General features: G+C 64.0%; 22 protein-coding genes. 1 reads left to right on the top strand and 21 read right to left on the bottom strand.

Translation table 11 applies throughout. The annotated features are described in order from the left end of the window. Positions 1–131 precede the first annotated feature (131 nt). From ftsZ to ftsW, 10 genes are all read right to left on the bottom strand, one after another. Positions 132–1,766 (bottom strand): cell division protein FtsZ, encoded by a 1,635-nt coding sequence (gene ftsZ, locus F3H35_RS04840; RefSeq protein ID WP_149778502.1) that lies wholly within the window; start codon positions 1,764–1,766, stop codon positions 132–134. Positions 1,767–1,949: 183 nt separating this feature from the next. Continuing rightward, a complete protein-coding gene (ftsA, locus tag F3H35_RS04835; protein ID WP_007814802.1) occupies positions 1,950–3,284 on the bottom strand; it encodes a cell division protein FtsA in 1,335 nt (444 codons plus the stop codon). 4 nt (positions 3,285–3,288) lie between these two features. Beyond that, positions 3,289–4,155, bottom strand: coding sequence for a cell division protein FtsQ/DivIB (locus F3H35_RS04830; RefSeq protein ID WP_149778501.1), 867 nt, complete (start codon positions 4,153–4,155; stop codon positions 3,289–3,291). Beyond that, a complete protein-coding gene (locus F3H35_RS04825) occupies positions 4,143–5,021 on the bottom strand; it encodes a D-alanine--D-alanine ligase (RefSeq protein WP_262975119.1) in 879 nt (292 codons plus the stop codon). The genes F3H35_RS04830 and F3H35_RS04825 overlap by 13 nt, the downstream gene beginning before the upstream one ends. Before the next feature lie 105 nt (positions 5,022–5,126). Further along, the gene (murB, locus tag F3H35_RS04820; RefSeq protein WP_149778499.1) at positions 5,127–6,047 is read right to left on the bottom strand and encodes a UDP-N-acetylmuramate dehydrogenase; all 921 of its coding nucleotides are present in this window, start codon (positions 6,045–6,047) and stop codon (positions 5,127–5,129) included. 4 nt (positions 6,048–6,051) lie between these two features. Next, positions 6,052–6,303 carry a DUF2484 family protein gene (locus F3H35_RS04815; protein ID WP_149778796.1) on the bottom strand — a complete coding sequence of 84 codons (252 nt, stop codon included), beginning with the start codon at positions 6,301–6,303 and terminating at the stop codon, positions 6,052–6,054. After that, entirely contained in the window at positions 6,303–7,490 is a 1,188-nt protein-coding gene (locus F3H35_RS04810; protein ID WP_149778498.1) for an APC family permease, read from the bottom strand. Before F3H35_RS04810 ends, F3H35_RS04815 begins: the two co-directional genes overlap by 1 nt. Positions 7,491–7,580: 90 nt before the next feature. Then, on the bottom strand, positions 7,581–8,981 hold the full coding sequence (gene murC, locus F3H35_RS04805) for a UDP-N-acetylmuramate--L-alanine ligase (protein ID WP_149778795.1): 1,401 nt from the start codon (positions 8,979–8,981) through the stop codon (positions 7,581–7,583). 29 nt (positions 8,982–9,010) lie between these two features. Further along, positions 9,011–10,114, bottom strand: a complete 1,104-nt coding sequence (murG, locus tag F3H35_RS04800) for an undecaprenyldiphospho-muramoylpentapeptide beta-N-acetylglucosaminyltransferase (RefSeq protein WP_149778497.1) — start codon at positions 10,112–10,114, stop codon at positions 9,011–9,013. A 31-nt stretch (positions 10,115–10,145) separates the two neighbouring features. Then, positions 10,146–11,312, bottom strand: coding sequence for a putative lipid II flippase FtsW (gene ftsW / locus F3H35_RS04795; RefSeq protein ID WP_149778496.1), 1,167 nt, complete (start codon positions 11,310–11,312; stop codon positions 10,146–10,148). A gap of 213 nt (positions 11,313–11,525) precedes the next feature. Here ftsW and F3H35_RS04790 point away from each other — a divergent pair, with 213 nt between their 5' ends. Then, complete coding sequence (locus tag F3H35_RS04790) at positions 11,526–12,704, top strand: BaiN/RdsA family NAD(P)/FAD-dependent oxidoreductase (protein WP_149778495.1); 1,179 nt, start codon at positions 11,526–11,528, stop codon at positions 12,702–12,704. Positions 12,705–12,710: 6 nt separating this feature from the next. Here the strand turns inward: F3H35_RS04790 and murD are convergent, their stop codons facing one another. The 11 genes from murD to acuI all read right to left on the bottom strand — a co-directional run bounded on the left by murD (position 12,711) and on the right by acuI (position 24,921). Further along, positions 12,711–14,108: a UDP-N-acetylmuramoyl-L-alanine--D-glutamate ligase gene (gene murD, locus F3H35_RS04785; protein WP_149778794.1), complete on the bottom strand. Its 1,398-nt coding sequence runs from the start codon at positions 14,106–14,108 to the stop codon at positions 12,711–12,713. A 205-nt stretch (positions 14,109–14,313) separates the two neighbouring features. Beyond that, positions 14,314–15,396, bottom strand: coding sequence for a phospho-N-acetylmuramoyl-pentapeptide-transferase (gene mraY / locus F3H35_RS04780; RefSeq protein ID WP_149778494.1), 1,083 nt, complete (start codon positions 15,394–15,396; stop codon positions 14,314–14,316). Between the two features lie 10 nt (positions 15,397–15,406). Then, the gene (locus F3H35_RS04775) at positions 15,407–16,846 is read right to left on the bottom strand and encodes a UDP-N-acetylmuramoyl-tripeptide--D-alanyl-D-alanine ligase (RefSeq protein WP_149778493.1); all 1,440 of its coding nucleotides are present in this window, start codon (positions 16,844–16,846) and stop codon (positions 15,407–15,409) included. Continuing rightward, positions 16,843–18,348, bottom strand: a complete 1,506-nt coding sequence (locus F3H35_RS04770) for a UDP-N-acetylmuramoyl-L-alanyl-D-glutamate--2,6-diaminopimelate ligase (RefSeq protein ID WP_188129866.1) — start codon at positions 18,346–18,348, stop codon at positions 16,843–16,845. Before F3H35_RS04770 ends, F3H35_RS04775 begins: the two co-directional genes overlap by 4 nt. Positions 18,349–18,366: 18 nt before the next feature. Further along, positions 18,367–20,151, bottom strand: coding sequence for a peptidoglycan D,D-transpeptidase FtsI family protein (locus F3H35_RS04765; protein ID WP_149778492.1), 1,785 nt, complete (start codon positions 20,149–20,151; stop codon positions 18,367–18,369). After that, positions 20,148–20,495, bottom strand: a complete 348-nt coding sequence (gene ftsL, locus F3H35_RS04760; protein ID WP_149778491.1) for a cell division protein FtsL — start codon at positions 20,493–20,495, stop codon at positions 20,148–20,150. Before ftsL ends, F3H35_RS04765 begins: the two co-directional genes overlap by 4 nt. After that, positions 20,495–21,490 (bottom strand): 16S rRNA (cytosine(1402)-N(4))-methyltransferase RsmH, encoded by a 996-nt coding sequence (rsmH, locus tag F3H35_RS04755; RefSeq protein ID WP_149778490.1) that lies wholly within the window; start codon positions 21,488–21,490, stop codon positions 20,495–20,497. The genes ftsL and rsmH overlap by 1 nt, the downstream gene beginning before the upstream one ends. A gap of 3 nt (positions 21,491–21,493) precedes the next feature. After that, on the bottom strand, positions 21,494–21,997 hold the full coding sequence (gene mraZ / locus F3H35_RS04750; RefSeq protein ID WP_149778489.1) for a division/cell wall cluster transcriptional repressor MraZ: 504 nt from the start codon (positions 21,995–21,997) through the stop codon (positions 21,494–21,496). A gap of 684 nt (positions 21,998–22,681) precedes the next feature. Then, entirely contained in the window at positions 22,682–23,200 is a 519-nt protein-coding gene (locus F3H35_RS04740) for a GNAT family N-acetyltransferase (RefSeq protein ID WP_149778488.1), read from the bottom strand. Positions 23,201–23,309: 109 nt separating this feature from the next. Then, a complete protein-coding gene (locus F3H35_RS04735) occupies positions 23,310–23,726 on the bottom strand; it encodes a universal stress protein (protein WP_149778487.1) in 417 nt (138 codons plus the stop codon). A gap of 199 nt (positions 23,727–23,925) precedes the next feature. Further along, on the bottom strand, positions 23,926–24,921 hold the full coding sequence (gene acuI, locus F3H35_RS04730) for an acryloyl-CoA reductase (protein WP_149778486.1): 996 nt from the start codon (positions 24,919–24,921) through the stop codon (positions 23,926–23,928). Positions 24,922–24,954 lie beyond the last annotated feature (33 nt).

Raw genomic sequence — 24,954 nt, 5'->3', positions numbered from 1 at the left:
ACGTGTTGAAACATCTTCCGTGATGCGTTGGCGAATTCTTGCCCAAATGAAAATCGATACCTGCAAATGACTGATTTAAAAACAAAAAGAGCCGCCAAATGGCAGCTCTTTTCGTTCACTTCCAGGCAGGATTAGTTGGCTTGACGCCGCAGGAATGCCGGAATTTCGATCTGTTCGTCATCTTCACTGCGCGGTTCAGGAGCGACTTGCCGGGTTTGCGGTGCCTGCACCGTCGGCTGTTGGCGCGCTGTGCGCGTGGCCTCGGGCTCCCCATGCCCGGTCATCCGGTTGATCAACGAATTGATACCGAAGCGCGGCCGCGGATCATGGCTCTGCTCTTGCGGTGCAGCAGGCTGTGCCTGACGCTCGCGCGCTTCCGGCGCTTTGCTCACTGCCGCTTGCAGACGGGCCATTGCCTCGGGCGTAGGGGTGCCCGGCGCCGGGCGTGCCGGTGAGGGCGCCACGAACTCTTCCCGCTCAGATGCTCTTTGTGCGTGATGCGCTGCCGGGTCAAACTCTTCGGCGCGCGGTGCATAAGCCGGCGGCGGCAAATCGTCGTCCTCGAAGCGGGCGGCCGTCTGCTCTTCGAAGATGTCTTCCATCTGCTCTTCGGCGGCAGCACGCTGCGCGTCGAGATCATCATCCTGGAACAGGCTGGGTTCAGGCTCGGCACGTTGCGCGGCGACGGGGGTTTCCTCGTATTCGCCGGCCATGTCCTCTTCATGATCCTGATGGACGGCCGGGCGCAGCGGCGCAGCCATCGACCGGCGCGGCATCGGCGGGTCCATACGGTCGGACTGCGCATCGATCCCGGTCGCCACAACGCTGACCCGCATCGTGCCTTCCATGCTGGTATCGAGAGTGGAGCCCACGATGATGTTGGCATCCGGGTCCACTTCCTCGCGGATGCGGTTCGCGGCTTCGTCGAGCTCGAACAGGGTCAGATCATGGCCACCCGTGATGTTGATAAGTACACCCTTCGCGCCCCGCAGGCTGATTTCGTCGAGCAGCGGGTTCGCGATAGCCTTCTCGGCGGCCTGGATCGCGCGATCCTCGCCCGAGTCTTCGCCCGTGCCCATCATCGCCTTGCCCATCTCGTCCATGACGGCGCGCACATCGGCGAAATCGAGGTTGATCAGACCGGGCCGCACCATCAGGTCGGTCACACCCTTGACGCCTTGGTACAGAACGTCATCCGCCATCGAGAAGGCATCGGTAAAGGTGGTCTTTTCATTGGCCAGACGGAACAGGTTCTGGTTGGGAATGATGATCAGGGTATCGACCATCTTCTGCAACGCTTCCACGCCCTCTTCGGCCTGACGCATCCGCTTCGCGCCCTCGAATTGAAACGGCTTGGTCACGACACCCACGGTCAACACGCCAAGCTCACGTGCGGCCTGTGCGATGATCGGCGCGGCGCCTGTGCCCGTGCCACCGCCCATGCCTGCAGTGATGAAACACATATGCGCACCGGCCAGATGGTCGACGATCTGTTCGATGTTTTCTTCGGCAGCCGCGGCGCCAACGGATGCCTTGGCGCCCGCGCCAAGCCCCTCGGTCACCTTGACACCCAACTGGATGCGATGTTCGGCATTGCTCTGCTGCAAGGCCTGCGCGTCGGTGTTGGCCACAACGAAGTCAACCCCGTCCAGCTGCTTCTCGATCATGTTGTTGACCGCATTACCACCGGCGCCACCGACACCGAACACGGTGATGCGGGGTTTCAGTTCCTGATCCTGTCCTGGCATCGTGAGGTTCAAAGTCATTGCTCTATCATCCGCCTGCTGTTGCGCCTGCCTCTGCCAGACAGGCCATTTTTCCGCCTATTCCCGACCATTCTTACCGATGGTTGCCCCTTGCGTCACCCAAAAAACAACGAAATGACACAAAATATGCCCATATTTTTGTCCCTGCACGCGGGATTTCGCCGATATGACCACATATTGCGTTCACCAGTTGTCCTTGAACCATTTGACGGCCCGCTTCAAAGAGCGGGCGGGATAGCGATCGACGGGAATCTCGAAGTCCCACCATTCATCCTGTGGATTGGCCGCGAAAAGGCACATGCCCACGGCACTGGAAAAGCCAGGCCCGGTGGCGGCCTGCGGCAGGCCATGCACCCGCAACGGCCGACCCAGCCGGACCTGATGGCCTAGGATCTTGCTGGCCAGACCATCTAGACCCGGGATCTGGCTGCCGCCGCCTGTCAACACGATCTGCTGGCTTGGCAGATGATCGAACCCCGCGGCGTCGAGACGTGCGCGCACTTCCTCGAGGATTTCCTCGACACGAGGACGCATGATGCCGATCAGTTCGGCGCGGCTCACGGTGCGGCGATCATGTTCCCAATCGCCGGTCTCGCCGCCGATCTCGATCATTTCGCGGTCATCCATGCCGGTTGCGACAACGCCGCCATAAAAGGTCTTGATCCGTTCCGCGGTGGCCTGCGGCACCTGCAAACCCATGGAGATGTCGCCGGTGACGTGATCGCCGCCCATACGGACACTGTCGGCAAAGATCATGTGTTTCTTGATGAAGATCGACACGCCGGCGGTACCGCCACCCAGATCGATGCAGGCGGCCCCAAGTTCCTGCTCGTCCTCGACCAGCGCCGAGATGCCACTGACATAGGCTGAGCTTGCCAGCCCCGCCAATTCAAGGTCACAGCGTTTGACACAATGGGCGATGTTCTGAATGGCCGCGCCCTCGACCGTCAGCATATGCATGTCCGTGGACAGCGTCTGACCCATCTGACCGCGCGGGTCAGCCAGACCCGAGCGATGATCCAGTGCGAAATTCACCGGCTGGGCATGAAGGACCTCACGCCCTTCTCCGTAATCGGGCACATCACAGGCGCTGAGCACACGACCGATATCCTGTTCGGTGACGGTGTGCCCCTCCAGATCGACAGACCCCGCCAGCCCGTAAGAGCGCGGGCCCGCGCCCGAAAAACAGGCGATCACGTGGTCGACACGGATATTCGCCATCTTCTGTGCCGCCTGAATGGCGGTGCGGATCGCGCGCTCGGTCTCGACCATCGCGGTGATCTCGCCAAAGCGCACGCCGCGCGACCGCGTCGTTGCAGCACCGATCACCCGAAAGCCGGCCTGCCCTGCCATCGCGCCGATGCCGTCGCTTTCGGTCAATCGCTCGGTTCCGTCGAAGCGCAAAACCAGACATGCAATCTTGGATGTGCCCACGTCCAGAACCGCGACCACGCCACGCTGCATGGCCGCCTTTCGCATGTTCCGCATCGCCCGTTGGGTTTCGTAGAGCTCGATCATCTTTTTATTGTGTCCCGATTGTCATTTTCGTCACCCGCCACCAGTCCTCGACAGCGCGGGGTGTCATCCGGATCGTCGGGCGCCCCGACAGCCGCAGATCCACGGCCACCAGATCGCGCGCCAACATGTCGTGCACGTCATTCAGCACCAGCACGCGTTCAAGGGCCTGCACCGGGTTGGTTTCCGGCAGCAGAATGCGCTGATCGCGGTCCAGCACCAGATCCCACCGGCGCTCTCCCATGCGCACCAGCCCGCGCACGCGCGCCTCGAGCGGGGCTGCGGCGCGCAAGATCTCCAACGCCTCGGCGACCCGCTTGTCGGCACCTTCGCCCGCAATCAAGGGAAGGTCCGGCCGGTCGGCACGCGTTGCCAACTCACTGACTGCGATGCCCTCGATATCCAGGCCTCCAAGACCTTCGCGGGTGCGCCACAGGACGACCGGCTGGCGCTCGACGATCTCGGCCATGAGAACGCCGCCCTGCCTGATCCGCAGATCCACCTTCGCGACGCCGGGCAGTCCTTCGATCATCTCGCGGACATGCTCCAGATCGAGGTCGAAGGAACTTGCCGGCAGATCATAGGGAAAAATCTCGCGGATATCCGTCTCGACGCCTTCGCTCGCCCCCTCGACGGCGAGCAGGTCAACCATGAATTCAGGCCGCGTTTCGATCTGATCGCGCAGATCGGCCAGTTGCAACGCGATCGCTTCGCGCCGTGTTTCGTCCGAAAAATACGCAAACGCCACCGCCGCCATGACGGTCACCGGCACGCCGATGCGCAAGAGTCGGCGCAGTCCGGGCGTCAGCATCAGGCGCTGAAGCCTGTAAGACCAGCGCGATGGCGCGGGATCGGGCCGGATTACCTGTTGCATGAGGCATCCTCCACCATCCAGCGGCACAGATCGGGAAACGAAATGCCTATGACCTTGGCCTGTTCGGGGCTGAGCGAGGTCGGCGTCATCCCCGGCTGTGTGTTGGTTTCGAGCAGTATGAGCCCGTCAAGACCACGCGCCTCATCCCAGCGGAAGTCCGTACGGCTCAGCCCACGGCACCCAAGCACCCGGTGGGCGCGCAGGGCATAGTCCATGCAGGCATCGAATATATCGGCCGGAATATCGGCAGGCACCACGTGACGCGAGCCGCCGAGCGTGTATTTGGCATCATAATCGTACCAGCCATCGGTCAGGATATCGGTGACCGTCAAAGCCTTGTCGCCCATCACTGTGACGGTCAGTTCACGCCCCGGGGCGAAGGCCTCGACCATCACCTGCTCGGGCATGTCGTCGGACAGATCAGGCGGCGCACTGGCGGCGTCCTGCACCAGATAGACACCCACGGAAGAGCCTTCGTTGTTGGGCTTGACCACATAGGGCGGCGCCATGACATGCGCGCGGCGCACATCATCGCGCCGGGCCAGAAGGCTGTGCACCACCGGAAGCCCCTCGGCGCGGTAGATATCCTTGGTCTTCTGCTTGTCCATCGCCAATGCCGAGGCCAGAACCCCCGAATGCGTATAGGGCAGCCCCATCCATTCCAGCAGCCCCTGCACGCAGCCATCCTCGCCCCATCGACCATGCAGGGCGTTGAACACGACATCGGGAGAGGTTTCGGAAAGACGGACATACAGGTCAGGCCCGGCATCCACCTCGACCACCTGATATCCAGCTTCCCGCAATGCGGCGGCGCATTCATGTCCTGTCGACAGAGAAACCTCGCGCTCTGCCGAAGGGCCACCCATTATCACCGCTACAGTCGGGGATTTTCTGCTCGAAAGTCCCAACATGTGCCTCAAAGTCCCGGATCGTTCGCCGATCCACTTATTCTTGTTTCGCCTGCCTTGGCGTCATGGGGCAGTTTCGCCCACCCTCATGATTTCCCAATGTAACTCTATTCCGCTGTTTTGGAAAACCCTTTTTCGCACCTCTTCGCCCAAACCTTCGAGATCGGCGGCGGTGGCATTTCCGGTGTTCACGAGAAAGTTGGAATGCATCTCGCTCATCTGCGCGCCGCCCCGTCGGGCGCCACGCATCCCGGCATCATCGATCACCTTCCAGGCCTTGAAATCATGCACGTCATCGGCCCGCCCGGTGCTCGAGTGTCCCGAGGGATTGCGGAACGTGCTGCCCGCCGTCCTGTCCTTGGTGGGCTGGGTGGCATCGCGTTTCGCCAGCTGCTCGTCCATGCGCGCTTCAAGCTCGGCAGGATCGCCGGATGGCGCCTCGAAGGTCGCCTCGACAAGCACCCAGCCATCCGGCAGATCGGTGTGGCGGTAGCCGAAATTCAGGTCTTCGGCCTGCAGCGTAACGATTTGGCCGTCGCGGGTGACGGCACGGGCCGATACGAAGCGATCGGCGGTGTAGGTGCCATAGCAGCCCGCATTCATCCGCACCGCCCCGCCGATGGACCCCGGAATGGTACGCAAAAAGGTCAGGTCCAGCCCGGCTTGAGCGGCCTTGCGGGCGACATGCGCATCCAGAGCCGCGGCCCCTGCCGTGACGCGGGATCCGTCGATATCGATCTGATTGAAGCCCCGGCCAAGCCGGATCACCACGGCGCGCAACCCGCCGTCGCGCACGATCAGGTTGCTGCCGACGCCCATCGGAAAAACCGAAACGTCCCTGTCAAGGTCGGCAAGGAAGCCTGCGAGGTCGTCGATATCGGCAGGCTGGAACAACCAGTCGGCAGGACCGCCCACGCGCAGCCAGGTCAGATCGGACAATGACCGGTTTTCGGTCAGCTTGCCTCGCGTTTCAGGCATGTGCATCGCGTCATCTCACTTTAACAAAGCGCAGCATCCAGCGTCCCAGATAGATGACCGGCCAGCGCAGCACGCTCATCCCCGCAGCCAGCACCGCCAGCCCCCACCATGGACCGTTCTGATACGTCACGTAGCCCAGAAGGGGAACCCCGATCACCACCAGAAACGCGGCCCGTCGCCAGTGATTGTTCCGGCTCGGGATCATGGCCAGCACATTGGCAAGGATCGCCCACAGACAGGCAAGGATCAGCGACAGGTTCATCATCCGCCCGCTCCGAAACTGATGGCCAGCGCGGCCAGAGACCCCAGAAGCCCCAGCACCGGCACCGCCATGGGCACCCGGAACGGCGCATGGGGATCGGTCCTCTTGACGGCGATCAGCGCGCCATTGACCAGCACGAAGACCGACAAAAGAATGGCCGATGTCGCTTCGGCAAGGTTCGCGATCGGCAGGAGCACCGCCATGCCGATCACCAGCCCCCCGATCACCGAAGTCGCCAGAACTGGCGTGCCGAAGCGCGGATGCGCGTGATGGAAAACCGCAAGCCAGGTGGTGCGCTTGCCCACGCCGAACAGAACCCGGCTGGCCATAACGATCTGGGCAAGAATGCCGTTCATCGCCGCCGCCACCGCGATGATCGACAGAAAACCGGCCCCACCGCCCTGCCCGTGGCTCCAGACCAGTGCCAACGGCTGTTCGCTGCCCGCAAGCCTATCCAGCGGCACAACCCGCACCGCGGCCCAGGCGACCAGCATGTAAAGCAGGCTTGTAAGGGCCAGCGACAACAGGATCGCGCGCGGCATGGTGTGGGTCGGGTCGCGCACCTCTTCGGCCATGTTGACGATATCCTCGAAGCCGATGAAGGCGAAAAACGCCAGCACCGCCGCCGAGGCCACGCCCGACCACACGATGGCCGGCGGCATGCTGTAATCAGCCACAGGCTCGCCGCTTGCCCCGGCCCAGACCACAAGTGCAAGCCCCCCGACCTCGATCACCGTGAAGACCGCAGCGACGGTCAGGCTTTCCAGCACTCCGGCAATGGCCACGCCGACGAGCAAAAGACCGATAACAACCGCCGTCGCATTGAAAGGAAGATCCACCACCGATGTGAGATACCCCGTGCCGCCGCGCAGCACCGCAGCCGCCGACACGGTTCCCGCAGCCACCACCGCAAGCCCAACCACATTGGCCAGCCACGGGCGGCGCAGCCCCTTGGCCACGAAAATCGCCTCGCCCGCCGCTTCCGGCAGACGGGTCGAGAACTCGGCATAACTGAGCGCCGAAGGCGCCGCGATGAGACCCGCAATCAGAAAGGAAAGAGGCGCCCAGATACCCGCCTCCGCGGCAACAGCGCCCACCAGGACATAGATGCCGGCGCCAACCATGACGCCCACGCCGTAAGCGGTCAGCAGGCCAAGCCCGATACGTCGCTTGAGGTCTTCAGCCATCGCAGCCCCCATGATCCATCCGCCACCCGGCCCGGAACACACGACCAACACGCATCAGGTAGCATGACGACCCCGGCGGCGCCAGCGGCCTCAAGCCGACTGCAAGCGCTCCGGCAGGCTGTTGGCCCATGCGCTTATGGTGCCCGCACCAAGACAGACGACCATGTCGCCGGGACGCGCCTGTTCGCGCACCAGTCGCACGAGATCATCCAGATCGTTGAACGCCCGCGCATGGCGATGACCCGCCCGAATGAGCCCCGCAACCAGATCGTCGCGCGTGGCACCATCGATCGGATCTTCGCCCGCGGCAAACACCTCGGCGATAGCGACGACATCGGCTTCGTTGAAACAGGTGCAGAACTCGGCGAAATGATGGTGCAGCCGGGAATATCTGTGCGGCTGATGCACGGCGATCACACGCCCGTCGCACGCCTGACGAGCGGCTTTGAGAACCGCGGCGATCTCGGTCGGGTGATGGCCGTAATCGTCGATGATGGTCACGCCATTCACCTCGCCCACCTTGGTGAAGCGCCGGTTGACACCCCCGAACGCCGCCAGCGCCTCGCGGATCTCCGAGCGTTTCATGCCCAGATGCCGCGCCACTGCCACCGCCGACAGCGCGTTGCTGACATTGTGATCGCCCGGCATCGGAAGGGTACAGCCTTCGATCATCGTACCTTCGGCCTGCAGCGCCACGTCGAAATGCGCCACGCCCTTTTCATACCTCAGGTTGACCGCGCGAATATCGGCCTGCGTGTTGAACCCATAGGTCACCACACGCCGGTCGGTCAGCTTGGCCACCAGCGCCTGCACGTCGGGATCATCGGTGCAGCAGACCGCCAGCCCGTAGAAGGGGATATTACTGACGAACTCGTAAAAGCCGCGATGCAGGTTTTCCTCGGTACCCCAGTGATCCATGTGTTCCGGGTCGATATTGGTCACGATGGCGATGGTCGCCGGCAGGCGGTTGAACGTGCCGTCGCTTTCATCGGCCTCGACCACCATCCATTCGCCCTGCCCCACGCGCGCATTGCTGCCATAGGCATGGATGATGCCTCCATTGACGACCGTGGGATCGAATTTGCCGCGATCCAGAAGGGCCGCGACCATCGTTGTGGTGGTGGTCTTGCCATGGGTTCCAGCCACGGCCACATTGGATTTCAGGCGCATCAGCTCGGCCAGCATCTCGGCGCGGCGCACCACCGGCAACCCGCGCCTGCGCGCCTCGTCCAGCTCGGGATTGCCCGGCTTGATCGCCGATGAGATCACGACAACCTGCGCCCCCTCGAGATTTTCGGCCCGCTGCCCTTCGAAGACCAGCGCCCCCATCTCCGCCAGCCGGCGGGTGATCGGCGAGGATTTCAGATCCGAACCCTGCACCGTGTAGCCGTGGTTCAGCAGCACCTCGGCGATGCCGGACATGCCGATGCCGCCGATGCCCACGAAATGTATCGGGCCCACATCTCCCGGCAGCTTGGTCGCCGCATTCATCACCTTGTCTCCTTCGGCCCGGAAATCTCTCATGTCTTTGCCCCTTGCGCCAAGTCCTCGACCATATCGGCCAGTTTCTGCGGTGCATCGACCATCGCCACACCAAGAGCCGCGCGCGCCATCTGCTCGGCTCCTTGGGGATTCGTCAGGACGCTGGCTATCTGCTCCGAAAGCGTTTCGACCGCAAGTTTCGGTTCCGGAATGACGATGGCAGCCCCCGCCTGGGAAAGCCCCTTGGCGTTGGCGCTTTGGTGATCCTCGGCGGCCGCGGCATAAGGGATCAGGATCGCGGGCCGCCCGATCACACTGATATCGGCCACGCTCGAGGCCCCTGCACGGCTGATGACCAATTGCGCCTCGCTCATCCGGCGCGGCACGTCCCGAAAGAAGGCCGCCACATCGGCATCGATACCGTGCCCGGCATAGAAGTCCGCCACCCGCGCGCCGTCTTCTTCGCGCGCCTGATGGCTGACGCGGATATTGCGCCGCAGCGCATCGGGCAGCGCCGCGATCGCCTCAGGCACCACATCGCTGAGGATACGTGCCCCCTGACTGCCGCCGATCACCAGCACCGACATCGGATAATCTCCCGGCGGAATATAGCCCGCCGCCTGCCGCTCGAGCACCGCCGCGCGCACCGGGTTACCGACATGCACGCCCTCGACGCCTTGGGGCAAGGCGGTGGGCCATGTCCCACAGGCCACCCGGTCGACCTTTTTGGCAAACAGCCGATTGACCCGGCCCAGAACACCGTTCTGCTCATGCACCATGCGCGGTACCCTCAGCAGCCATGCCGCCCCGAGCGCCGGAATGGTCGGGTAGCCGCCAAAGCCCACCACCACGTCGGGCTTGTCGCGCAGCATCCTGAGGCTTGCCCCCAATACGCCCCCGAGAATATGGGCTGGCGCCAGAAGCTTGTTGATCACCCCGCCGCGCGCGAAGGTGGCACTGGACACCTGCTCGATCTCGACGGAATGGGGAAACCCCCCGGTATAGCGCGCCCCTCGCGCATCCGTGCTCAGCTTGACCCGCCAGCCGCGCCGCAACATCACCTCCGCCAGCGCCTGCGCGGGAAACATATGCCCCCCGGTGCCACCTGCGGCGATCACCAGCAATGGCCGCCTGTCCGTCACGTTCCCACCTCGCCCCGATGGATGCCCCGGCTCATCTGCCCCGCCCTCTCAGGATATCACCGATCTCGCCTTGCGCGCGGGTCCGCGTGAAAGCAAAGAGCATCCCGATCGCGATGCCCCCCGCGATCAGCGACGAGCCGCCATAACTCACGAAGGGCAGCGTCATGCCCTTGGCCGGCAGCAAGCGGACCGCAACGCCCATATTGATCATCGCCTGCACGCCGAACATCACCACGAGCCCCGTCCCCGCCAGCCGGATGAACGGATCGCGTTCACGCACCAGACGCAACAGGGAGCGCACGACGATAATCCCGTAAAGCGCGATGATGCACAGCACCAGCACAAGGCCGTATTCCTCGGCGGCCACGGCGATGATGAAATCCGTATGCGCATCTGGCAGCGACCATTTCACCTCGCCCTCGCCCACACCGACCCCGAAAAAGCCACCTTCGCGAATGGCATTGGTGGCAAAGCCAAGCTGCGTGTTGGGATCGACATCCGGGCTGAGAAAGCCGTCGATCCGGCGCGCGAAATGCTCGGAATTCGAATAGGCGAAACTGCCCGCCAGCACCGCGCATCCCGCCATCCCCAGAAGCAGAAGGATCGGTGCGCCCGCAACGAAATACATGACACCCCAGCCGAACAATACCAGACAGGCCTGTCCGAAATCCGGCTGCATCGCCAGAAGCGTCACGATCACCAGCGCCAGGCAAAACGACCATGTCAGCCCCGGCGGCCCGTTGATGTCCTGACTGGCCGCCATCATCCACGCCGCCACGACCACAAATCCCGGCTTGAGAAATTCCGACGGCTGAACGCTGGCAAACCCGAGGCTGAACCAACGCACCGCGCCCTTGCCGAAATCGGTGCCGAAAAACGGCAGCAGGCACAGCGCCACGAACGCGACCAGAAACCCGAGCACCGCAAGGCGCCGGACCAGATGCGGGTTCATCATCGAGGTCAGCAACATGGCGCTCAGAGCAAGTGTTCCGAACAGCGCTTGTCGCTCGACATAATGAAAGGGCGAAAACCCGTTCTTCTCGGCCAGCGGCGGCGAGGCCGCGAGCCCCAGCAAGATACCGATCCCGAAAAGAATGAGAATGCAGGACATCGACCATTTGTCGATCGTCCGCCACCATTTGGGAAGTACTGGCTCCGTTTCCCTGACCGGGATCGTGCCATAGACCATCTCTGTCATATGAACCGCCGCAACTGCCTCATGTCCGCCCCTTTCTAGGGGTCTTGGCCACTACTCTAGCAGCACAACCGCCCCGTGGGAAGCCATCTTGGCGTATCCCGGCGCTTCTTCTGGCCTCAAATATCCCCGCCGGAGGCATCCGCCATCCGCCAGACCGCATCGCAGCTGCGAAACGGATTGACCCCGCCTGCCTCATGGGCCAATGCACGGCACATGAAGGTCAAAACGCTCATTCTGGGGGCCGGCGCGGCTGGCATGATGTGCGCGGCCCATGCGGGGCCGGACACATTGGTGATCGATCACGCGAAGGCCCCGGGCGAGAAGATCCGGATTTCGGGCGGCGGGCGATGCAATTTCACCAATCTGCATGCCGGTCCGGACAATTTCCTGTCCGACAACCCGCATTTCTGCAAATCGGCGCTGAAACGCTATACGCAGTGGGATTTCCTGGATCTGGTCGCCCGCCATCGCATCGCATGGCACGAAAAAACGCTTGGCCAGCTCTTCTGCGACGGAAAATCCCTTCAGATCATCGACATGCTGCGCGCCGAGATGGACCGCGCGGGCGCGCTGCTGTGGTTGCGCAGCGCACTTGCCGATCTGTCGCATGACGGGAGCGCCTTTCACGCGCAGATCGACCATGAGGGCAGCCGCGTGATGATCGAGGCGCGCAACCTCGTGGTGGCCACGGGGGGCAAGTCAATCCCCAAGATGGGTGCGACGCGGCTGGCCTATGACATCGCCGCGCAATTCGGCCATCAGGTGACCGACACGCGGCCCGCACTGGTGCCGCTGACCTTTTCGGATCAGCGCTTTGCCGCGATCTCGGGCGTCGCCGCACCGGCGCGGGTGTCGAACGCGCGCGGCAGCTTCGACGAGGCGGTGCTGTTCACGCATCGCGGCCTGTCCGGCCCCGCGATCCTGCAAATCTCGTCCTATTGGCGCGAGGGCGAGGAGATCGTGATCGATCTGGACCCCGAGGCGCGGCTTCTGAACGATTTGCGCATGCAGCGTCAGACATCCGGGCGCCGCAGCGTCGCAAATGAATTGGCGAGACATCTGCCCACACGGCTTGTCGATCACATTGCACCGGAAGTGTTACCGAAAGGTAACCTTGCCGATCACTCCGATATGGTCCTCTCCGGGATCGTGGATCATCTGCGCCATTGGCGGCTGAAACCCACCGGTTCCGAGGGCTACCGCACCGCCGAGGTCACACTTGGCGGCGTGGCGACCGACGGGCTGTCGTCTCGCACGATGATGTCCGAGACCGTTCCGGGCCTTTATTTCATTGGCGAGGCTGTCGATGTGACCGGCTGGCTGGGGGGCTATAATTTCCAGTGGGCCTGGTCCTCGGGCTGGGCCGCGGGAACGGCGATTGCATCCCGCTGACCCGGGTCAGAGCCGCGCCCTGACCTGAGCGATGAAATCCTCGCCACGCTTTTCGAAATTGTCGTATTGGTCGAAACTGGCCGCCGCCGGAGCCAGAAGCACGGTCTCGCCCGGCTGGGCGTCGGCCATGGCACGCGCGACGGCGGTTTGCATCGTGGTGCAGGTCTCGGCCTCGGTCCCGGTCAGCTGCAGAGCGAACTGCGCCGCGTCCCGCCCGATCACATAGGCCTTGAGCACATTGCGCAGGCCCGGCTCCAGCCCTGCAAGCCCGCCTTCCTTTTGCAGACCGCCACAGATCCAGCGGATATTGGCGAATGCGTTCAAGGCCTTAAGCGCGGAATCCACGTTGGTGGCCTTGCTGTCGTTGACGAAGGTGACGCCGTCTTTCTCGGCGATCACCTGGCTGCGATGCGGCAGGCCCGCAAAGCTGTGGAAGGCCCGCTCGATCACCTTGGGCGAGAGGCCCAGGCTGCGGCAAGCGGCATAGGCGGCGCAGGCGTTCTGGTGGTTGTGCTGTCCCGGCAAGCCCTTGATATCACGCAGATCTATGGCGCCTTGCTGCTTGCCCTTGCGGTATTCGCTCAGAAACCCCTTGCGGGCAAAGACCGACCAGCCCGGCCCTGCCAGCTTGCGTTCCACCGAGATGCGGATGACCCGGTCATCGCCCGGAGCGGTGGCAAGCTGGCCTGCCATGAACAGCCCCTCAGGCTCGTCGATGCCGATCACGGCGCGATCCGGGCCGCCTTCGGCAAAGAGCCTCCGCTTGGCCGCGAAATAGCCGCCCAGACCCGCGTGCCGGTCGAGGTGATCGGGAGAAAGGTTCGTGAAAACAGCGACATCCGGTGTCAGAGCCCGGGCGAGTTCGGTCTGGTAGCTGCTGAGTTCCAGAACCACGACTCCGCCATCGCCCGGAGGGTCGATATCCAGAACGCCGCGGCCGATATTGCCGGCCAGTTGCACGTCCTTGCCCGCCTCGTGCAGGACATGGTGGATCAGGGCCGAAGTGGTTGATTTTCCATTGCTTCCCGTCACCGCGACCACGCGGGGCGCCACATCATGAACAGCCCAGTCCGCGCCGCCGAGAGAGGCGAAGAAAAGCCCGATGTCATTGTCCACGGGCACACCCGCCTGCAGCGCGTTGGCGACCGCCTTGTTGGGCTGGGGATAGAGATGCGGGATACCGGGGCTGACGATCAGGCAAGCGATGTCGTCAAACGCGCCATCGCGGGACAAGTCCTTGATCTCAAACCCTTCTTCGGCGGCCATATCGCGCGCCTCAGGGTTGTCATCCCAAGCCAGAACATGCGCGCCGCCAGCCCGCAGGGCACGGCCCGCCGACAGACCGGACCGGCCCAATCCCAGCACCGCGACGCGCTGCCCGTCATATCCAGTTACCGGTATCATGGCTGTTCCCTTGCTGTCATCGGCGCGCAGATTGCCCCCTCGGGCCGGGCTGTGCAAGCGGCTTTGGGGGCCGTTTTCGGCCTTCGGTATCACGTCGGTATAACGTCGGTATTGCGTCGGTGCGAAGGTCGGTGCGAAGGTCGGTGCGAAGGTCGGTGCGAAGGTCGGTGCCGAAGAGGCGGCACAGGACCGCATTCCACCCCGGTCAGCGCACCTTGAGGGTCGCCAGTCCGATCATCGCGAGGATCAGCGCGATGATCCAGAAGCGGATGACGATCTGCGGCTCGGCCCAGCCCTTCTTTTCGTAGTGATGATGGATCGGCGCCATCAGGAACACCCGCTTGCCGGTTCGCTTGAAATAGAGCACCTGAACGATCACGCTCAGCGCCTCGACCACGAACAGACCGCCGATGATGCCCAGAACGATCTCGTGCTTGGTGGCCACGGCAATCGCGCCGAGCGCGCCGCCAAGGGCCAGCGATCCGGTATCGCCCATGAACACCGCCGCCGGGGGGGCGTTATACCACAAAAAGCCAAGCCCGCCGCCGAACAGCCCCGCCGCGAAGATCAGGATCTCGCCGGTCCCGGGCACGTAATGCACATCGAGATATTCGGTGAAATCCACCCGGCCCACCGCATAGGCGATGATGCCGAGCGCGCCGCCGGCGATCATCACCGGCATGATGGCCAGCCCGTCCAGACCATCGGTCAGGTTCACGGCATTGGCGGAGCCGACGATCACGAACATGGCAAAGGGAATGAAGAACCAGCTAAGATTGATCAGCACATCCTTGAACACCGGCAAGGCCAGTTGATATTGCAGCTCGGGCGGGTGATACCACGCGGCCCAGACCGCAGCGACCGCCGCGATCAGGAAGCCGAGCGCCAGCCGAAGCCGCCCCGGCACGCCGGTCACATTCTGCTTGGACACCTTGGCGTAATCGTCCCAGAAGCCGATCGCGGCGAAAGACAGGGTCACGAAGAGCACGATCCAGACATAAGCGTTATCTAGCCGTGCCCATAACAGCGTGGACGTGACCAGAGCGCCCACGATCAGCAGACCGCCCATGGTGGGCGTGCCCGATTTGGCCAGATGCGTTTCGGGACCGTCGGCGCGGATCGGCTGGCCCTTGCCCTGCCGCTTGCGCAACACGTTGATCAGGGGCGGACCGAAGAGGAAGCCGAAAAACAGCGCGGTCAGGAACGCGCCGCCTGCACGGAACGTGATATAGCGGAAGAGGTTGAAGAAATCCCCGCCATCCGAAAGCTCGGTCAACCAGAAAAGCATAGTACCATCCTTACACGTCCGTGGAGGCCGAGGCACGACCCATCTTGCGGATCGCGGCAACGACCCGGGCCAATCCCATGGAAAGCGACCCCTTGGCAAGCACGACATCGCCGGCATCCAGATCACGCGCCACATTTGCAGCCATCTCGTCGGCGGTTTCGGTCCAGCGGCCACGTTTGCCGTCGGGCAGCGCCTCCCAGAGGTGGCGCATCAACGGGCCTACGCAATGCACCCGGTCAATCAGCGCCATCGCGGGATGCTCGGCCAAGGCGGCATGCAGCGCCGCTTCGGTGCGACCAAGCTCTTTCATGTCGCCCAGATAGGCGATGCGCCGTCCCTTGGAGACCCGTCCCATGTCGTTGCTGGGTACGGCGGCGGCCAGCACTTCGAGGGCGGCGCCAAGCGAGGCGGGGTTGGCGTTGTAGCTGTCGTCGATCAGTTCGACCACCACATGCGCATCGACGATGTCGAGAACGATCCGCTCGCGCGCACCGCGCCCTGATCCCGGCTGCCACTGGCCAAGCGATGTGACGACCTTGGCGCGGTCAAGGCCAAGCGCATGGGTCACCGCCAGCACGCCCATGGCGTTGACCGCGAAATGCCGCCCCGGAACCATGATCTTGAACAGCACCGGACTGCGCCACGCCCGCCCCTCGGCCACGGTGCAGGCGTTCTTGAGCGTGATGCGCGTGACGCGGTGATGCATGGCGGGGCTTTCGCCGAAGGACAGCAGATGCGCGGCATGGCGCGCGGCGGTGTCGGCGAGGATCGGGCTGACGGCAAGATCGCCATTATAGACGGCGGTCCCCCCCTCTTCGAGCCCTTCGAAGATCGAGGCCTTTTCGCGCGCGATCCCCTCGAGGCTTTCGAAGGCCGCCAGGTGGGCGGGCGCCACGGTGGTGACCATCGCCACATGCGGGCGCGCCATGCGCGACAGCGGCGCAATCTCGCCGGGGTGGTTCATGCCGATCTCGATCACCGCGAATTGGGTGTCGGCGGGCATCCGCGCCAATGTCAAAGGCACGCCCCAATGGTTGTTGTAGCTGGCTTCGGCGGCATGGGTGCGGCCATGCGACGAGAGCACGTCGCGCAGCATCTCCTTGGTCGAGGTCTTGCCGACCGAGCCGGTGATCGCGACGACGCGCGCCTGCGTGCGCGCCCGGGCGGCGCGGCCCATCGCCTCGAGCGCGGTCTGCACGTCATCGACGATCAGCAGCGGCGCGCGTGTGGCATCGACACCGGGCGGCACATGGCTGACCAAGGCCGCGGCGGCGCCGTTGTCGAGCGCCTGAGCCACGAAGTCATGCCCGTCACGCGCCGCCTTGAGCGCCACGAATAGATCACCGGGCCTGAGCGTGCGGGTGTCTATCGAGACGCCGGTTGCCTCCCAGTCGGTCGATGCGCGCCCGCCGGTGGCGCGTGCGGCCTCGGCTGCGGTCCAGAGCGTCATGCCAGCCCCCCGTCAAGCGCCGAGACCGCGACGCTGGCCTGTTCGCAATCATCGAAGGGAAAGACATCATCGCCGACGATCTGCCCGGTTTCATGGCCCTTGCCGCAGATCAGAAGCGCGTCCCCCGGCCCCAGCATGTCGACGCCACGAAGGATCGCCTCGGCGCGGTCGCCCACATCGGTCGCCCAATCAGAGCCGCCTGCGTCGCGCACGCCGGCCATGACGGCGGCGCGGATCGCGGCGGGGTCTTCGCTGCGCGGGTTGTCATCGGTCACGATGACCAGATCGGCGTTTTCAGCAGCAGCCGCCCCCATCAGCGGTCGCTTGGCGGTGTCCCGATCGCCGCCTGCGCCGATGATCGCCACAAGACGGCCCATCACATGCGGGCGCAGGGCGCTCAGGGCGGTGGAAATCGCATCCGGCGTATGGGCGTAGTCCACGAATACCGCAGCACCGTTGCGGCGGGTGGCCGCGAGTTGCATCCGGCCACGCACGGTTTTCATATGGCGCAGGGTGTCGAACACCCTGTCCGGATCAGACCCGGCCGCGATCACGAGGCCTGCGGCGAGCGCCACGTTTTCCCCCTGAAACCCGCCCATCAGGTTGAGCCGGATCTGATGGGCGCGGCCCTTCCATTCAAAGCGCAGATCCTGCCCGGTGGGGGCAAAACGCTGCGCCTGAATGTGCAGATCACTGCCCGGCTTGCGCCCGACGGTGATCAGATCCTGCCCGCGGGCGCGGGCGATCTCGGCCATGGCGGGGCCTTTGGGGTCGTCGATATTGATCACGGCCACACCGTCTTCGGGCAGGACACGGGCAAAGAGCCCGGCCTTGGCGGCGAAATACGCGTCGAAACTGGCGTGATAATCGAGGTGATCCTGACTGAAATTGCTGAAGCCCGCCGCAACCAGACGCACCCCGTCCAGCCGGCGCTGTTCCAACCCGTGCGACGACGCCTCCATCGCGGCATGGGTGATACCTGCGGCCGCGCAGTCTGCCAGAACGCGGTGCAGGGTGATCGGTTCGGGCGTGGTATGGGCCAGCGGCGCCTCATAGGCGCCTTCGACGCCGGTGGTGCCGATATTGACCGCGTGATGGCCAAGCTCGCTCCAGATCTGGCGGCAGAAGCTGGCGACCGAGGTCTTGCCGTTGGTGCCGGTCACGCCGACCATGATCTCGGGCTGCGCGCCGAACCAGAGAGCGGCGGTATAGGCCAGGGTCTGGCGAGGGTCTTCGGCAACGATCAGGGCGGCGTCGCTTTCAGCCAGCACATCGGCGGCGATCCGCGCGCCTTGCGCATCGGTCAGGATCGCGGCGGCCCCCATGCGCAAGGCATACTGGATGAATTCCGCGCCATGCACGCGGGTGCCGGGAAGGGCCGCGAAGAGCGTGCCGTCGCGCACCTGCCGGCTGTCCACGGCAAGCCCGGTGATGTCGGCGCGCCGCCCGCCCTGAGCGGTCAGGCCAAGATCCGTCAGTGATTTGCGCTGCCCCGCCACCATGTCGCCCCGCGTTCCGGCTTAATTCGATGTGAGCGTTATACCAGCCAGTTCGCCGGGTTCAATCTGCGGTCTGAGCCCCAGAAGAGGCGCCACACGACGGATGATTTCAGCCGCGACAGGCACGGCTGTCCAGCCTGCGGTGCGGCGCGGCTCGTCGCCCGAGGTCTCTACGGGTTCGTCCAGCGTGACCACGAGGACATATTCCGGGTCATGCGCCGGAAAGACGCTGGCGAAGGTGGCGAGCACCTTGTCTTCGTAATAGCCGCCGCCGCGCGCCTTGGGCTTGTCGGCGGTGCCGGTCTTGCCGCCCACCGCATAGCCGGGCACTTCGCCGAAGCTGGCGGTGCCTTCGGTGACCACCTTGCGCAGCATGTCCATCGAGACGCGCGCGGTCTGCTCCGAGATGACCTGCGGGCCGGGTTCGGTCGTGGTCCCGTGCAAGAGCGTCGGGGTGACCTTGCGCCCGCCATTGGCCAGCGTCGCATAGCCCGCCGCCAGATGCATGGGGCTGGTCGAGATGCCGTGGCCATAGGAAATCGTCATGGTCGAAAGTTCGGACCAGTTGCGCGGTAAAAGCGGCTGCGCGCCATCGGCCTCCACGATCTCGACGGGGGGCGGATCGAGAAAGCCGAGATCCTTGAGGAATGCCTTCTGACGCTCGCCGCCGATCATCTGGGCGATCCGGGCAGTGCCGATATTCGAGGATTTCACGATCACCTTGGTGACGCTCATTTCGTTGCCGTAATTCCGGAAATCGCTGATCCGGTGCTTGCCCCAGCGAAGCGGACCCTTGGTGTCGATGATGGTGTTCGCGTTGACGAGCCCCATATCGAGCGCCTGCGCCACGGTGAAGATCTTGAGCGTCGAGCCCAACTCGTAGACGCCCTGCACCGCGCGGTTGAAGAGCGGGCTGTCGGTCGGATCGCCTTCGGTGGGCGGGCGCGGCCGGTCGTTGGGATCGAAATCGGGCAGCGAGGCCACGGCGACGATTTCGCCGGTCTTGACCTCCATCAGGATCGCCGTGGCGCCCTTGGCATTCATCAGCTTCATGCCGCCATAGAGCACGCGCTCGACCGCCGCCTGCACCGACAGATCAAGCGACAGCCGCAGCGGTTCGTGGCTTTGGGCCGGGTCGCGCAGACGGGTGTCGAATTCCTTTTCGATGCCGGCCACGCCGATGACTTCGGCGGCATGCACGCCTTCACGCCCGAAACTGGCGCCGCCCAGAACATGCGAGGCCAGCCGCCCGTTGGGATAAAGCCGCATCTCGCGCGGGCCGAACAAAAGTCCCGGCTCGCCGATATCATGCACGGCCTGCTTCTGTTCGGGGCTGATTTTTCGCTTGATCCACAAGAACTTGCGCTTGCCGGTGAAGTCCTTGACCAGCCTTTCGCGATCCAGATCCGGGAAGATGCGCACCAGCTCGTCGGCCGCGCGCTCGGGATCGACGAGTTGTTCGGGTTGGGCATAAAGGCTGTGGGTTTCGAAATTGGTGGCGAGGATACGCCCCTTCCGGTCGACGATATCGGCGCGCTGCGCGACGATCTGCGCCCCCGCGACCGAGCTGCGCGGCTCGGTCGGTTCGCTATTGGCCAGAACGCCCATCCGCCCGCCGATCAGGACGAAGGACAAGGTGAAAATGATGCCCAGAACGAACAGCCGCCCCTCGGCGCGCTTGCGCGCGCGGTCGCGCATCTGTTCATGGCGGATGCGGATATTCTCGCGCTCGATCGCGTCGGGATTTTCTCCTTTCGAGCGGGCCTCCAGAATGCGGGCGAGCGGACGAAGCGGCGTGCGGATCATGGGTGGGCCTCGGTTTCGGAGACTTCGATCGGGTCAAGGATCGGCAACAGGGTGTCGTCGGGAGGGAAGGCCACCTGATCGATCCGGCCGAATTGATTGGGCTGCAGCGGCAAAAGACCCAGCCGGTCGAAATTGATCTCGGCCAGTTCGCGCAGACGATCGGGCCGGTTGAGATAGGCCCATTCGGCATTGAGAACGCGCAGGCGCTGGCGGGCATCGCTGATCTGGGTCTGTAGATCCTCGGCCTCGGACAGCGCCTCCTGGGTTTCGTAATTCTCGTGATAGGCCCAGAAGGCAAGGCCGATCACCGACAGTGCAGTCAGAATGAAATACAGGCTGCGCATCAACGTTTCCCCTTGAGCAATGGCATCCCGATAGCTTTGCGATCAGCGGGCGTGGCCGCCGCATCGGTGCGGATGGCGACCCGCAGCTTGGCGCTGCGCGAGCGCGGATTTTCCGCCAGTTCGGTCTTGTCCGGGCCGATGGCCTTGCGCTGCGAGACATCGAATTCGGCCGGTTCGGGGCGCATGGCGGGCGCGTGGCGGCTGCCGCCTCCGCCACCTGCGGATTTGGCCTGAAGAAAGCGCTTCACCATCCGGTCCTCGATCGAATGAAAGGTGACCACCGCAAGCTTGCCGCCGGGTTTGAGCGCGCGTTCGGCCGCCTCCAGCCCGGCGACCAGTTCACCGAATTCATCGTTCACCGCGATGCGCAACGCCTGAAAGCTGCGGGTGGCGGGATGGACCTGCCCGGGCTTGGGCCGCGGCAGGCAGGATTCGATGATCCGCGCCAGATGCAGCGTCGTGTCGATATCACCCGAGGCACGCTCGCGCAGGATGGCCCGCGCAATCCGGCGGCTGGCGCGCTCTTCGCCATAAAGATAAAGGATATCGGCCAATTCACCCTCATCGGCGGTATTGACCAGATCGGCGGCGGACGGCCCCTGTTGGCTCATGCGCATATCGAGCGGGCCGTCCTTCATGAAGGAAAACCCCCGCTCGGCGCGGTCAAGCTGCATCGATGAGACGCCCAGATCCAGCACCACGCCATCGACCTCGGACGCATGGGCATCCATGTTCGAGAATGTGTCCTGCACCAGCACGAGACGGTCGCCATAGGCCGCACCCCAGAGCGCGGCCATTTCAAGTGCGAGCGGATCGCGGTCCACGCCGATCACGGTTTGCGCCCCGGCCTCGAGCAGCGCGCGGGCATAGCCGCCGGCACCGAGCGTGCCGTCGATCCAGACGCCCTCGATCGGGGCCACCGCCTCGAGGAGCGGGCGCAACAGAACGGGGATATGCGGGGCGGAAGAATCGGGGGCTTGGGCAGCGGCAGCCATCCGTCACGCCCCTTGCGGACCGTCCAGGAAGGACAGCGGATCGACATCCTCGGGCAGCTCTTCGAGCCATTGTTCGGTGCGCGCCAGTTCTTCGGACTCGTAGGTCTCGGGCTTCCAGATCTGGAACGTGTCGCCCGCGGCGATGAAAAACGCCTCGGTGTCGAGCGCGATTTTCTGGCGCAGCTTGGCGGGCAGCACGAGCCGGCCCGTTTCGTCGACATTGGTGGGATAGGACTGCCCATGGAAAAGACGCTGCAGCATCCTGCGCTCCATCGAGCCGCGCGGCAGCGCGTCGATCTTGGCGTCCACCTCGGCGATCGCCTCCATCGTGTAGCATTCGAGATAATTGCGGCGGTGATCGCCATAGACGATGACCAGCTCGGGGTTCAGACCTTCGGTCCAGTTGGGGTCGGACGCTTCGAGCACACGGCGAAACGAGGCCGGGATCGACACCCTGCCCTTGCTGTCCACCTTGTGCTGGCTCTCGCCTCTGAACCTGCGAACCACTGTCCCGTCCGCCTCTCTGATGTCCCCCGAATGTCTCGCCCGGGTCTTGAAGCCCCCTGAAACGAAACGACGGATTGAGCTGCTGCCACTGCCCAATCCGCCGCCCTCGTCCCGACTTGCGGGGTGTCCGACTGCGCGCGCCACCTGGGGGGATGTCTGCTCGCCCGCGCGCCGGATCTCGTGTTTCGATGAAAGCGGGGCCTGTATGAAACCTGACTTGGGATTTTTTGTTCGGGGTCTTTTGTCCGCCCCTGATTTCCCGTCCTCATCGTGAGTTAAGGGATGCCATGGGAATTCATGGAAATCAATAACTTTTTGAGGGAAAAAGGCACATCATCTTGAGTGAGCACCCTGCCCCACTCAAGATGATGTGTCTATTTCGAGGGTTTAAACGCAGAACCTAGCTATTCCTAAGGTAATTTATACTAAATATGGTATTCGAGCTTGTGTTGAAACTTTTCCCACGATTTCCCGGAGATTCCGAAATATTTTGCAATCCGCCCCCATTGAGCGCCGCATCGCACCGCAAATCACCTGCGATTCACGCCGCAAATGCCCGTGATTCGGGGTTTACCCAAGGTTCTCCCATGATTTCCCGCAGATCAGGCCCATGGTTTCCCATGGCCCATCATCTCCCATCCTGGCCCGGATGACAGGCCCGCGCGCATGTGGTCGCCGGCCCTGTCAGGCCGGCTCACCCTCATCGAGCCACTTGTACATGACCAGCGCATCGACGAAACCGGCCTTGGGATGGGCAAACGCTCCCGGCAAACGGCCAATGGTGCGAAATCCCAGATTGTCCCACAGGCCGATCGCGGCGGTATTGGTCGCGACCACCAGATTGAACTGCATCGCGAGATAGCCCAGTTTGCGCGCCTCGGACTGGGAATGCAGACACATCGCGCGCGCCACGCCGCGCCCGCGCGCTGCCTGAGCGGTCATGTAGCCGCAATTACAGACATGCGCCCCACCGCCGGCCTGGTTCGACTTGATGTAATAGGTGCCGACGATCTCGCCGTCATGTTCGGCCACATAGCAACCGCGAGGCTGCCGGATCCACAGGTCAAGCGCGCGCTCGCGTGTCAGGCCAGGATCGATCGCATAGGTTTCGCCTGCGCGGATCACCCGGCGCAGGATCGGCCAGAGCGCGTCCTCGTCGCTGTCGCGCACAGCGCGGATCACCAGATCGTCGCCATATGTCACCGAAGGCTCCTCCCGGGCGGCTGCCCCGTCACGACCATATCCGGCAACCGCCAAAGAGCAAGCCGCGCCGGACCCGGCACCTCCCTTGCGGGACCGGGCCGTTTTCCGCTCAGCCGCGCACCACGAACACCGACACTTTGGCGTGCTCGGCGATCTTGCCGCCATTCGAAGGCCAGACATAGTCGAGGATATTGGGCATATGGCTTTGCATCACGACGATATCGGCACCCGTGTCCCTGACCGCCTTGAGCAGCACATCATCCACATCCGTGGTCGGATCATGCGCGATCACCATGTCGGCACTTGCCTCGAAGCCATGCGCCGCGCCCTGGTCCCGGGCAAACGCCTCGAGCTTATCGCGGTATTCCTCGGGTGTGTGGGCGGTCGAACTCGGGGTCGAGCTGGTCGCCCCTACGAACACGACCGATGCGCCATAATGCTTGGCCAGATCGGCCGTCACGGCCAGGGCTTTTTGCAAATCGCCCTGATGGGCCAGATCAACAGGTGTCATGATCTTCTTGAACATAAAATATCCTCCTTTCGCGCGGCTGCCGCTCGGGATGGGCCTGAATATGGCCCGCAGCGCACCGCACCGACCGGGGGCCTGCGGCGGGTCCGCAGGATGCCCCTTGGAGCAACGGTAACGTGGCGGCGGCCCGGAAATCAATCAACCGAGCCGCAAGAGGCGCCGGAAACGGCAGGACCGCCCCCGGCGCCATCCATCATCAGGCGTTCACATCGACGACCACACGGCCTTTCACCTGGCCTTTCAGGATATCGCGCCCCAATTGCGGCAGATCCGACAGCGTCGCCGGCTGGACCATCGCCTCAAGCTTGGCCATCGGCAGATCGCTGGCGATCCGCTGCCAGGCCCGCAAACGTGCCTCATAGGGCTGCATCACGCTGTCGATCCCCAGAAGATTGACCCCGCGCAGAATGAACGGCGTGATCAGCGCCCCTTCGATCGCCGCCCCACCCGCAAGGCCCACCGCCGCGACGGAACAGCCGTATTTCATCTGCTTGAGCACCCGGCCCAGCATGACGCCGGCCACCGCATCGACACAGCCGGCCCAAAGCTCGGACTCGAGCGGCTTGCGGGTCGCCTCGGCAAACTCCTCGCGTGCGACGATCTGCGTGGCGCCCAGATCCTTCAGATACCCGGCCGTCTCGGGACGTCCCGTCACCGCAGCCACCTCATACCCCAGATTGGCCAGGATCGCCGTGGCCACCGACCCGACACCGCCGGCCGCGCCTGTCACCAGAACCGGCCCGTGATCCTTGCGCAGCCCGTGATCCTCCAGCGCCATCACCGACAGCATCGCCGTCAAACCGGCGGTGCCCACCGCCATAGCCTGGCGCGTGTCCAGCCCCTCGGGCAGCGGCACCAGCCAATCGGCCAGCACGCGCGCCTTTTGCGCATAGCCGCCCCAATGCGCCTCGCCGACGCGCCAACCGGTCAGCACCACCTTGTCGCCGGGCTTGTAGCGCGCATCCGTGCTCTCTTCGACCGTGCCCGCGAAATCGATCCCCGGCACATGCGGGTATTTGCGCACCAGCCCGCCGCCCGGCCCGATGCACAAACCGTCCTTGTAATTGACCGTAGAATACTCGACCGCCACCAGCACTTCCCCATGCGGCAGATCGTTTTCGCCGATCTGCGCCACCGACGCCGATGTCTTGCCGGTGTCCTCGTCCTTCTCGACGATCAATGCATTGAACATGCTGTTCTCCCTTGCGTTGCGCAGAGGCTTCCC

It is taken from the genome of Roseovarius litoreus (assembly GCF_900142765.1).
Lineage (GTDB): Bacteria > Pseudomonadota > Alphaproteobacteria > Rhodobacterales > Rhodobacteraceae > Roseovarius > Roseovarius litoreus.
The sequence above is the reverse complement of the archived record's forward strand: the minus strand, read 5'-3'. Positions and strand labels throughout refer to the sequence as shown.